Origin of the sequence: Chryseobacterium sediminis (genome assembly GCF_008386505.1) — a bacterium.
Lineage (GTDB): Bacteria > Bacteroidota > Bacteroidia > Flavobacteriales > Weeksellaceae > Chryseobacterium > Chryseobacterium sediminis.
In genome coordinates this window covers 269,048-281,606 of the sequence record NZ_VUNZ01000001.1, presented here as the reverse complement: position 1 = coordinate 281,606, position 12,559 = coordinate 269,048, and the positions used below count along the sequence as shown (strand labels likewise).

Annotated in this window: 8 protein-coding genes; 5 read left to right on the top strand and 3 right to left on the bottom strand. The window is 36.6% G+C overall.

Annotated features, from left to right (window positions below; all coding sequences use genetic code 11):
* Positions 1 to 177: 177 nt before the first annotated feature.
* From uxaC to kduI, 3 genes are read right to left on the bottom strand one after another with little or no spacing between them, the layout of a single operon-like run.
* A complete protein-coding gene (uxaC, locus tag FW780_RS01230; RefSeq protein ID WP_149831840.1) occupies positions 178 to 1,575 on the bottom strand; it encodes a glucuronate isomerase in 1,398 nt (465 codons plus the stop codon).
* Positions 1,576 to 1,593: 18 nt separating this feature from the next.
* Positions 1,594 to 2,376, bottom strand: a complete 783-nt coding sequence (locus tag FW780_RS01225; protein WP_149386301.1) for a gluconate 5-dehydrogenase — start codon at positions 2,374 to 2,376, stop codon at positions 1,594 to 1,596.
* A gap of 8 nt (positions 2,377 to 2,384) precedes the next feature.
* Positions 2,385 to 3,221 (bottom strand): 5-dehydro-4-deoxy-D-glucuronate isomerase, encoded by an 837-nt coding sequence (gene kduI / locus FW780_RS01220; RefSeq protein WP_149831839.1) that lies wholly within the window; start codon positions 3,219 to 3,221, stop codon positions 2,385 to 2,387.
* An 879-nt stretch (positions 3,222 to 4,100) separates the two neighbouring features.
* On the opposite strand from kduI, the gene FW780_RS01215 reads away from it, so the two are divergent.
* The 5 genes from FW780_RS01215 to FW780_RS01195 all read left to right on the top strand — a co-directional run bounded on the left by FW780_RS01215 (position 4,101) and on the right by FW780_RS01195 (position 12,559).
* Entirely contained in the window at positions 4,101 to 7,121 is a 3,021-nt protein-coding gene (locus FW780_RS01215; RefSeq protein WP_149831838.1) for a SusC/RagA family TonB-linked outer membrane protein, read from the top strand.
* A 12-nt stretch (positions 7,122 to 7,133) separates the two neighbouring features.
* Positions 7,134 to 8,948: a RagB/SusD family nutrient uptake outer membrane protein gene (locus tag FW780_RS01210; RefSeq protein WP_149831837.1), complete on the top strand. Its 1,815-nt coding sequence runs from the start codon at positions 7,134 to 7,136 to the stop codon at positions 8,946 to 8,948.
* Between the two features lie 82 nt (positions 8,949 to 9,030).
* Positions 9,031 to 10,053, top strand: a complete 1,023-nt coding sequence (locus FW780_RS01205) for a pectinesterase family protein (protein ID WP_149831836.1) — start codon at positions 9,031 to 9,033, stop codon at positions 10,051 to 10,053.
* Between the two features lie 38 nt (positions 10,054 to 10,091).
* The gene (locus FW780_RS01200; RefSeq protein ID WP_149831835.1) at positions 10,092 to 11,510 is read left to right on the top strand and encodes a pectate lyase family protein; all 1,419 of its coding nucleotides are present in this window, start codon (positions 10,092 to 10,094) and stop codon (positions 11,508 to 11,510) included.
* A gap of 50 nt (positions 11,511 to 11,560) precedes the next feature.
* On the top strand, positions 11,561 to 12,559 hold the full coding sequence (locus FW780_RS01195) for a DUF4861 family protein (RefSeq protein ID WP_149831834.1): 999 nt from the start codon (positions 11,561 to 11,563) through the stop codon (positions 12,557 to 12,559).

Here is a 12,559-nt window from a genome sequence, read left to right as displayed (position 1 = left end):
AGTTTAATATATTGAAAATAAAAAGACCACATAAGTTTGGAATCCTCGATTTTCTTCTTAATTTTCCTTATTGGTTCAAAATTTATTTTTATCTCTCGCAGATTTAGCAAATCTGGCAGATGATTATGTTTAAAAAATCTGCTCAATCTGCGAGAGATTTTTTATTTAATTTGAAATTTAAAAATCAAAATAATTTTTTGCATTGTGATAACAAATATCTGAAATGGTCTTACCAATCAGTTCGATATCATCAGGTAATTCACCGTTCTTCATTTCTTCTCCGAAAAGGTTACACAATACTCTTCTGAAATATTCGTGTCTCGGGAAAGAAAGAAAACTTCTGGAATCTGTCAGCATTCCAACGAAACAGCTGATCAACCCCATGTTTGAAAGGGCATTCATCTGCTTGATCATACCGTCTTTCTGGTCAAGAAACCACCATCCTGATCCGAACTGTACTTTTCCTTTGATGCTACCATCATTGAAATTTCCGATCATTGTTGCGAAAATCTCGTTGTCGGCAGGATTTAAATTGTATAAAATGGTTTTTGTTAGCTTATCTTTTCCGTCTAATGTATTCAGTAATTTAGACAGGGTTTCAGCCTGAACGAAGTCACCTATAGAATCCCATCCCGTATCAGGACCAAGAATTCTATGCATTCTTTCATTATTATTTCTCAATGCTCCAAGGTGGAACTGCTGAACCCAACCGTATTTGTGGTACGCTTCTCCTAAAAATAATAAAATGGCAGTTTTGAATTGATTCACCTGCTTTTCAGCAATTACTTTTCCTGAAATTTTATCATTAAAAATTGCATTTACTTCCGCTTCTGAAGCTTCTTCAAAAGAAATATTATTTAATCCATGGTCGCATAATCTGCAGCCATTTTCATGGAAATATTCAATTCTTTTGATTAAAGCATCACATAAAGTATGATAGGAATCAATTTCAATTCCGGCAGATTCGCCTAATCTTGAAATATAATCCGCAAAGTTGTGATTTTCAATTAAAATTGCTTTATCAGGACGGAAAGCGGTACTTACTTTAATACTGAAATCGCTTTTTGCCAGATCCTGGTGATAATTCAATAGATCTGTAGGATCTTCCGTAGTGCACAGAGATTCTACATTCATCATTTTTAATAAGCCTCTTGTTGATTTTTCAGGAGTATGAAGCTGAGCGGTGATATTTTCGTAGATTTCTGATGCGTTGTCTGCATTTAATAATTCATCAATTCCGAAATATCTTTTTAATTCCAGATGTGTCCAGTGGTACAAAGGATTTCTCAATGTATATGGAACTGTTTTTGCCCACGCCTCAAATTTTTCTTTATCTGAAGCGTCCCCCGTGATGAATTTTTCGTTCACTCCCATGGTACGCATGGCTCTCCATTTGTAATGGTCACCTGCAATCCAAACCTTTGAGATGTTATCGAAAACAGTGTCTTCCGCAATATTTTTAGGAATCAAATGATTATGATAATCAATGATGGGTTGTTTTTCCGCGTATCTGAAGTATAATTCTTCTGCGTATTTATTTTGTAATAAAAAGTTATCTGTAATAAAAGGTTTCATTCTAGTCTGATTCTGTTGTTACTCATTAGCAGGCTTCCCGATGGTTGCCAAAATACCTCCATCCACGTAGATGATCTGTCCGTTGATGAATCTGCTTGCATCAGAAGCTAAGAAAATAGCTGTTCCTGCAAGATCTTCCGGATTTCCCCATCTTCCTTCCGGAGTTCTGCTGATGATAAAGTCATTAAAAGGATGTCCATCTACCCGGATTGGTTCTGTCTGAGAAGTCGCAAAATATCCGGGGCCGATTCCGTTTACCTGAATATTGTGTTTTGCCCATTCTGTCGCCAGATTTTTGGTAAGCATTTTAAGGCCGCCTTTTGCAGAAGCATAGGCTACTACATTGTCACGTCCCAGCTCACTCATCATCGAGCAGATGTTGATGATCTTACCGGATTTTCTTTTGATCATGTATTTGCCAACTAATTTCGACATGATAAAAGGTCCTGTAAGGTCTACATCAATTACTTTTCTAAAGTCTTCCACTTCCATGTCGATTGCCGGAATACGTTTGATGATTCCTGCATTGTTGACAAGGATGTCTATTTTTCCATGGGCAGCTTCCATTAAAGCTACTTTCTGAGCGGCTTCCAGCTCGTCTGTCACATCAAAAAGATAACCGGTTGCTTTATACCCTTTTGAATGATAGTAGTTTAAAGCTTCTTCTAATTTTGATGGTGTTGTACTTGTGATCGCTAGTTCAGCACCTGCAGCGGCAAGACCTTCTGCCATTGCCATTCCTAATCCGTGAGTACCGCCTGTAACGACTGCTACTTTACCGGATAAATCAAATAAATTCATTGGAAAAATTACTTTAGTTCGTTAGTTTTGATACCGTCCATATCACCGTAGTCCATATTTTCTCCGGCCATCCCCCAGATAAAAGTATAATTGGAAGTTCCGACTCCTGAGTGGATAGACCATTCCGGAGACAACACCGCCTGTCTGTTGGTCATAAAAATATGACGCGTTTCATCAGGCTGTCCCATGAAGTGGCTTACCGTCTGCCCTTCTTCCAGATCAAAATAGAAATAGGCTTCCATTCTTCTGGTGTGAGTATGCGCAGGCATTGTATTCCAAACGCTTCCCGGATGAAGTTCCGTCATTCCCATTTGAAGTTGGCAGGTTTCCAGTACAGAATTTACAATCAGTTTATTAATCGTACGCTTGTTGGCATATTTCTCTTCACCCAATTCTACAATTTCGGCTTCACTTTTCGTAATTTTTCTAGTTGGATAAGTATGATGTGCGGGCGCTGAGTTGATATAAAAATAAGGTTGTGCATCACCTGATTTTTCAAAAACTACTTCTTTAGCTCCTTTCCCGATGTATAAGGCTTCTTTGTTTCCTAGCTCATATACGTCACCGTCTACTGTTACTTTTCCGGCACCGCCAACGTTGATGATTCCCAGCTCTCTTCTGTCAAGAAAATGCTGGGCTTTCAAATCGTCCGTAGGTTCCAGCTTCAAAGCCTGTGCTGAAGGCATAATACCTCCTACAATCAGCCTGTCATACATAGAATAGACTAGTTTTATCTTATCTTCATTAAATAAATCATTGATTAGAAACTCCCTCCTAAGATCTTCAGTGGTATACTTTTTCACATCTTCGGGATGATGGGCGTAACGAAATTCTGATTGTGACATACTACTTTATACTTTTCTTTTGCGGTTTTATCAAAACCTGTTAAACACTGTGTAATCGATTGCATAAAATTACACTAAAATCTGATAGAAATACTTGTGGATAAATATATAATTATTCTTTAATTAGTTAACAAAAAATTAATTTAAATATTTAAATAACTAATTTACAGTCGATTAATTTTAAAAATAACATGAAAAATCAGAAAATCCACAAGAAATTGTATGGAAGATATTAACCAAAATTAATGCTTAAATGATGTTTCAATATAAAACCATGCCAAAATAAAATAACAAAATCAAGATATTGATTTAATAATAATAAACCAAAATAGCTGTATATATTGTACACAATAAGAATAATTAATATAGAGTATAAAATTAAGCCAAGAATATTGACCTGAAAAGATGATAAAAATCAGAAATATTACAAAAAAAATAATCTTGACTATTAGTTTTGGGAAATTTTTAAGAGTAAAAACGAATCAATTTTAGGCAAAAACTAAGTTTTAAATTAATAAAGAATAAAGAAAATTGATTTCTTTTACATCAATATCCCAAGCTAACACAAAATTAACAAACAGTTAATTTACAACGCTTTAAAGTATTAGAACTATCCATCATTTTGCAAATCCACTCCTCTTTCAACAATCAAATTAATGAAAAAATAATATTTTTTTCTTTGCGTATTAAAAAATAATATTAGTTTAGAAGCCAGGATATTTGTCATGAAAATTTACGCAATCGATTGCACTCTAAAATGTGTATAATCTTTCATAAAATATTTGCCGCTAAAAATCAGTAGAATACTTTACAAATCCACACAAAACAAAACGATTGAAAAAAACTTTCAACCAACAATTAAAACTATAAGGATACAAAATGGATAAAAGAGTACATTCAATAAAGTGGTTATATTTAACTGTCTTTCTACTTCCTGTCCTTGCTACGGCTCAAGAAAAAGAAACTAAAAAAGAAACTGAAAAAAACATTGATGAAGTGGTTTTGGTTGGTTATTCTAAAGTTTCAAAAAAAGATGTTACCAATGCTGTTGGCTCCGTAAAGGCTGACGATGTAAAAGATATGCCTGTAAACAGTGCGGCAGAGGCAATTCAGGGAAGAGTTGCCGGTGTTCAGATCACGGCCAGTGAAGGTTCGCCCGGCGCTGAAGTTGAAATTAAAGTAAGAGGCGGTACTTCGATTACACAAAGTAATGCTCCTCTCTATATTGTAGACGGAATCCAGATGGATAACGCTCTATCAATCATTTCTCCTAAAGAGATTGAATCTATTGAAGTTTTAAAAGATGCTGCTTCTACCTCTATTTACGGATCGCGAGGTGCCAATGGTGTTGTTTTGATCACCACAAAAGGCGGCCGCAAAAAAGCTGCTGCTCAAATCAACTACAGCGGTTATACAGGGGTACGAAAAATCACAAACACAATTCCTGTTCTTGATCCTTATGAATTTGTAATGTATCAGTATGAGCTTTACAATAAAAATGGTATTGCCGATGACATTACAGCATTTACAACCCGATATGGTAATTTCAATGAGCTTGCTGAGAAATACGGAAATATAAAGAAAAGAGACTGGCAGGATGAGCTTTTCGGAAAAGAAGCATTCAACTTCACTCATAATTTAAGCTTAACAGGCGGTTCCGATAAATCTGCCTTTTCATTGACTTTAAATCATGTGGAAGAAGATGGGATTATGCTCTCCTCGGGCTTCAGAAGAAGCATGGCCAATTTCAAATATGATTATGATATTTCAAAAAAATTGAAGGTTGGATTTAATGTACGATACAGTCGTCAGCTGATTTCCGGAGCAGGAACTTCTGCAAGTGGATCTCAGGGTACCAACAGATTAAGAAACGCTGTAAGATATCAGCCTTTCGAAGGAGGCAGCAATGTTCCTATTGATGATTTTGATCCTAACTACGCCACATTAACAAATCTTGTAAATCCTTTAATTTTAAATGATAACGAAGTAAAGGAAGCAAAAACAAATGATTTATTGTTAAATGCATATTTGAATTATAACATTACCAAAAACTTAACTTTCAGAAGTGTTGTAGGATATGTTCAGAAAGATAATTTTATTAATCAGTTCTGGGGCACCGTTACCAGTGATGCAAGATCGAATAACAATCAGCCGATTGTACAGTTAACGAGAAACCAGACCAGAAGAATTACCAATACCAACACTCTAAATTATACCCAAAAATTCGGAAATCATAAATTAGATTTATTATTGGGAGAAGAAACCGTACAGACTGACGGAGAAACCTCAAGTACATACACCAAATGGCTACCAGTATCTATTACACCTAATGAGGCTTTTGCTAATATCCAATCTGCAACTCCACCTTCAGGAATGATTCAGGATGCTCCCAAAACCGGTGCATTACCTCCAGACAGACTTCTTTCTTTTTTTGGTAGAGCAAACTACATTTTTAATAATAAATATATCATAACAGCCTCTATAAGAGCCGATGCGTCCAATGTCTTCGGAGTAGGAAACAGATGGGGAACTTTTCCTGCAGTTTCTGTAGCATGGAAACTTAAAGAAGAAAATTTCCTTAAAAGTAAAGAATGGCTGGAGGAGCTTAAATTACGTTTCGGATATGGTCTTGCGGGAAACAACAGAATTCCGGCCTACCTTTATGATACTTTCTTCACGACTTCCACCGACTACGGATATACCTTCGGAAGCGGTGTAACTCCGGGAGCTACTACAGGAAATACTTTGGCAAACAAAAACGTAACATGGGAAGCTACCGTATCTAAAAACTTAGGGCTCGACTTCGGGTTTTTTAACGGAAGATTATATGGTAGCATCGACGGATATATTACTGATACAAAAGATTTATTGGTCTTAGCAAAAATTCCTCAGACGTCAGGATATGAGTATCAGTATCAAAACTCAGGAAAAACACAGAACAAAGGTCTGGAATTTACACTGGGAGGACTTATTGTCAATAAAGAAAACTTTACATGGAAAACAGATTTCAACATTTCTACCAACAAAAATATTATTAAAAGCCTGGGGGCGAATGTTTCGGGAGGAAATGATTATTATCTGGTAGCTTCAGGATGGGTAAACAGTTTGTATGATTTCATTGCTAAAGTGGGAAATCCTGTAGGAACTTATTATGGATACGTAACTGAAGGACGCTATGAGATCAGTGATTTCGATTTCAACCCGACCACTCAGGCTTATACATTAAAAAACGGAGTTCCAAGCAGCAGTGCTGTAGCTAACGGTTCAAAACCAATCCAGCCGGGAGATCTTAAATTGAGAGACCTGAATGGTGACGGACAAATTACGGCAGCCGACCAGACCGAACTTGGAAATGCACAGCCAAAATTCTTCGGAGGTTTCAGCCAGACTTTCAGATACAGAAACTGGGATATGAGTTTATTCTTTAATTTCTCTATCGGAAACAAAGTATATAATGCCAATAAAATCGAGTTTTCCACTCAATATTTATACAGAGACAACAACATGTCTGCCGATGTTGCAGACAGATGGAGATGGTTCAATGATCAGGGGGTAAAAGTTACCGATCCTACTGCTTTGGCAGCGCTAAATGCAAACACAACCATGTGGACACCGCCACAAGGAAATTACATCCTCCATTCTTATGCCATCGAAGACGGATCTTTCTTAAGACTGAATAATGTTACAATAGGATATACCCTGCCAAAAAACTCACTGGAAATGCTTGGTATCAAAAATTTCAGACTGTACGCTACGATAAATAATTTATTTACCATCACAGGTTACAAAGGATATGATCCTGAAGCCAGTACGAGAAGAAACCCTTTAACTCCGGGAGTTGATTACGCTGCATATCCTAGAAGCAGATTTATTTTAACAGGTATTGATTTAACCTTTTAATTGAAAATTAACATGAAAAAAACAATAATTATAATAAGTTGCATTCTATCTCTTACCACCATACATTCATGTAGCGATTATCTTGAACCTGAAAACTATTCAAGTGTTGCAGAAGCTCAGCAATTCGATAGTGTATCCGACACATTTACCGCTTTAGTGGGAGTTTACAGCCAGCTTGCAGGTGATGACGGATACGGGCAGAGATTAGCATTAATATATCCGCATTCAAGTGATGATTTCAGAACTTCGGGAGATTACAACTGTAATGACAGAAGAGGTCTCGCAACATTTGGTGCCTGCCCTACCAATACAGAATTAAATAAACCTTTCTTAAAATTATATTCAGGAATTGAAAGAGCCAATCTTTGCATTAAAAACATTCCGCTGTCTCCTGTTTACAAGACAGGTTCTGACGCTGATAAAAAATTAATGGACAGATACCTTGGAGAAGCTTTAACATTAAGAGCTCAGTTTTATTATGAACTGATAAGAAACTGGGGTGATGTACCTTTTCAGGACAAACCATCTGCAGATTATGACAATCTTTATTTAGCGAAAACTGACAGAGACGTTATTTACGAAAAAATGATTGCTGATCTTGCCCAGGCTGCCAATTTAGTTCCTTGGAGATCCGAAGGAAGCACGACCAATGCCAGAATTTCCAAAGGTTTTGTAAAAGGATTAAGAGCAAGAATCGCATTAGCAAGAGCAGGATATTCTTTAAGAAGAAATCCACAGCAGATGGTGAAGGGAACCAATCCTCAAACCTATTATCAAATTGCTCTTGATGAATGTAAAGACATCATGAATCATACTGGTGAACATAGCTTAAACCCAAGCTACGAGCAAGTTTTCAAAGCTTTACATTCAAACTCGCAAGACACCACCAACGAAATCATTTTCTGTGTAGGAGCATTCGGAGGAAACGCAAGAACAGACAGTAAAATCGGTTACTATAATGGCTTAAAGCATGATGACAACTCCAGCTGGAAAGGTGGAGGAGGAATCAATGCCCTTCCGACTTATTTCTACGAATTCAGTAAATATGACTTGAGAAGAGATATGAACGTTGGAATTTTCAAAGTGAATAATTCTAATCAGGCTGAACTCGTAAATGCCATTTCTTTCACAGATTCTAAATACAGAAAGTCCTGGACCAATGTAACAGGACCTTCTCAAAATCTTGCTGTTGACTGGCCTTTACTGCGTTTTTCAGATGTATTATTAATGTTTGCTGAAGCAGATAATGAACTTCACGGAGCGCCTTCTTCAGATGCCATCAATGCGGTAAAAGCGGTAAGAAACAGGGCTTACACAGGAAATTTAGGACAAGTTGGAACAATTCCTACCGATAAAAATGGGTTCTTCAATTATCTTGTTCAGGAAAGATTATTGGAACTGGGTTGTGAAGGGATCAGAAAATATGATTTGATCCGCTGGAATTTATTAGATGCTAAAATTACGGAAACAAGACAAAAATTAACCGCTTTTGCCAACGGAACAGGTCAGTATGCTAACGTACCATTGAATCTTTATTATAAGAAATCAGTTTACGATCCTACAAAAACGGCGCAGCAAAATATTAATGATATCGATATTTTCTTTACAGGAGGAGATAAGTCCCAGGTATTTTATCTGCCTTCTCAGGATGCAACTCCAGCAGGATATACTAAAATAGCGTGGAGAGCCGCAGTGTTACCAACATATATCAGCGATCCTGTAAAAGGTTTTGCGCAATATTTCCAGCCCAACAAAAGAGAATTATTGCCTATTTACAGTGATATCATTATGTCAAATTATAACCTTACACAAGATTACGGCTACTAGAAATTAAAAATACATTCATATTAAGTTGAGAATACAGGCTTGGCCTAGGCTAAGTCTGTATTTTAAATCACATTAAACCTTTATGAAAGCTCCTCTGATTAATATAAATTTTAACTTCATTTCAATACTTTCGATACTATTGTTAAGCCTTCTTTCTTTTAAAACTGCCGATAAAACGATCGTGGTTTCAAAAGACGGAAAAGGCAGCTTTACCACCATACAACAAGCCATTGATGCCATTGAAAATGATTCTTCTATAAGGACAAAAATTTTAATTAAACCCGGAGTTTACAAAGAAAAAATTACCATTCCTGAAACAAAAGGTCCCATTGTGTTAGAAGGAGAAAACCCTCAGAACACCATCATTACGTATGATGATTTTGCTTCAAAAAAGAATGCAGAAGGAAAAGATATCGGAACCACAGGTTCTTCTACTATTTTTATTTATTCAAATGATTTCACAGCGAAAAACATTTCATTTGAAAACAGCTCAGGAAGAGTTGGACAGGCCGTTGCCGCACTGACTTCAGGTGACAGAATTGCTTTTGAAAACTGCAGATTCTTAGGAAATCAGGATACCTTGTACTTAAAAGGAGCTCAGGATTCCACTGACAAGACAAAACCATCAAGAAATTACTTTAAAAACTGCTATATCGAAGGTACAACCGATTATATTTTCGGAGCCGGAACTGCCGTTTTTGAAAACTGCACCATTTATTCTAAAGAAACGGCAAGCTACGTTACAGCCGCTTCTACCCCACAGGAAAACGAGTTCGGATTTGTTTTTATCAATTCAAAAATCATCGGAAATGCCAAAGAAAACTCAGTGTATTTAGGAAGACCCTGGAGACCTTTTGCAAAAACCGTTTACATTGATTGTGAAATCAACTCTACCATAAAACCTGAAGGATGGCACAACTGGAGCAAACCTGATGCAGAAAAGACCACTTTCTACGCAGAATTCAACTCAAAAGGAAGCGGAGCCCATATTTCCAAAAGAGTTCCGTGGTCACATCAATTAACAAAAGAAGAAAGAAAAAAATACACTACAGAAATTATTTTAAAAGGAAACGACCGTTGGAACATCAAAAAAAGTTTGAAATAAACCTAATCCAAATCCAAAACACCAAAGAATTTTCAATCATGAAAAAACACTTCAAAAAAATGTTCACGATAGGGACCTTATGTGGTATTGCTATGTTGACCAATGCTCAGGAAGTCTTGAGTTTTCCGGGAGCAGAAGGTTTCGGAAGATATACAACAGGTGGCCGCGGCGGAAGGGTTTATTTCGTAACAAAACTAACAGATGATGGCTCAGAAGGCACTTTAAGATATGCTTTAGACCAAAAAGGTCCGAGATATATTGTGTTTAAAACCAGCGGAACCATTTATCTGGAATCACCTTCAAAGATAAAGGAAGGCGATGTTACCGTTGCCGGACAAACCGCTCCCGGAGATGGAATTACAGTTGCCAATTACGAAACTTTCATAGGCGCAGACAATGTGGTTATACGTTACATGCGATTCAGAATGGGTGATCAGAAAAATTTTGAAGGCGATGCGTTAGGGGCAAGATTTATCAAAAATCTAATCGTTGATCATTGCTCTATGAGTTGGTCAACAGATGAAACAGTATCCATTTATGTGAATGAAAACACCACGCTTCAATGGTGCGTGATCGCAGAAAGTTTAAGAAATTCTGCTCACCGGAAAGGCGCTCACGGATATGGTGGAATTGCAGGAGGAAAATTTGCAAGTTTTCACCATAATCTCTACGCTCATCACGACAGCAGAAACCCGAGATTGGGAGAATATGCGGGAAGTAAATTTGCCCTGACCGATCTTACTGATTTCAGAAATAATGTGATTTACAACTGGGGACACAACAATGTCTACGGTGGTGAAGGAATGAATGTAAATATGGTTAATAATTACTACAAACCGGGACCTGCAACGATGACCAGACAGAGAATTGTTGCCATTGATAAAAATGAAAAACCAGAGACAGAAGTTTACAATACCTGGGGGAAATATTACATCAGCGGAAATGTGATTGAAGGAAATGCAGAAGTAACAAAAGACAATTGGACACAAGGAGTTTTCGCACAGATGAAACCTTCTTATAACCTGACTGACAAAGATAAAAATGAGATAAAGATCAACAAACCTCACGATATTCAGAATAATGTAAAAACTGATGCTGCGAAAGCAGCTTATGATAAAATTTTACAGATCGGCGGTGCCAGTTTAGTAAGGGATGCTGTGGATTTACATGTTTTAAAAGATGTAAAAAACGGAAGCTTCACTTACAGCGGTTCAAAAGGAAGTTCCAACGGAATCATAGATTCTCAAAAAGATGTCGGCGGATTTCCGGATTTAAAAACAGGAAAACCCCTACCCGATTCAGACAACGACGGAATGCCTGATGAATGGGAAATTAAGAATAAATTAAATCCAAAAGTTGCCAATTCCAACGAACGGAATTTGGATAAAAACTACGATAATATTGAAGTATATTTTAACGATCTGGTTAAAAAAATAACCGAAAGACAATACCAATAACCATGAAAACTTTTAGTTAAAAAAACCAGTTATCTAATAAAAAAAATATTATGAAATTCAACTTGTTTAGAATAATAATGGCAGGAGCATTTTTGAGTTCAGCATTTTCTCTGGCTCAGACTTCTGTAATTGAAAAAATTAAGAAAAATCCAAAAGCTCCCTTTTCCTATGCAGAACTTTCCGTAAAAGAAGGCGGAAAATGGGAAGGTAATCAATACATTGGAGGAACTTTCAAAAATATTCAGGAAATCACTCTTCCTGAATCTCATACCGATCATTCTTACTATATCCGATATGAAGGTATCGGACTGGAAAACAACCAGATCGGCTACAGATTATATCTGGACTGGAGAAATGCTACGGATATTTTCGGTAAAAAAATAAACACTTTGGTTTTACCTGAAGTCGGACAAGACGGCTTTGAATCCTATCATCACGATGCATCCTGGGGACAGGATATCTTGAAATCCGGACGTACAATCGGCATCGGTTCTTATGGAAGATATGATGAACAAAATGATTTTGTTGAAACTTTTAAAATTGTAAAAAATACAGCCGTAAAAGTTGTTAATGAAAAAGACCAGTCTTACGCATCTATCGATTATAAAGGCTGGAAAACCTGGGGAAATCCCATCGATTTACAGTCAAAACTGACGATTTTCAACAGAGACAGGTTTGTAAAAGTAGATTTAAACTTAAGCAATACCATTTCAGGATTATGTACCGGAATTGTTGCTTTTAAAAATATTCCGTTAAAACAGGGAATCAGTAAAAATAAAAAATGGGGCTATATTGCTACTTATGGCAATCAAACCGAAACGAAAAAAGATGACAATCTGGGGATGGCTATCTTTTATCCTCTCGAAAGTTTTGATAAATATGTAAAAACAAAATCAACGCATACCGTGGTTTTCAAGAAAACAAAGAATGTCTCTTATTACTTTTTAGGAGCCTGGTCATTGGAACCAAACGGTTTGATAACAGAAGAAGCATTTTATCAGGACCTGGATAAAAAACTGGAAATTTTAGATAAAAATAATCAACTTTAA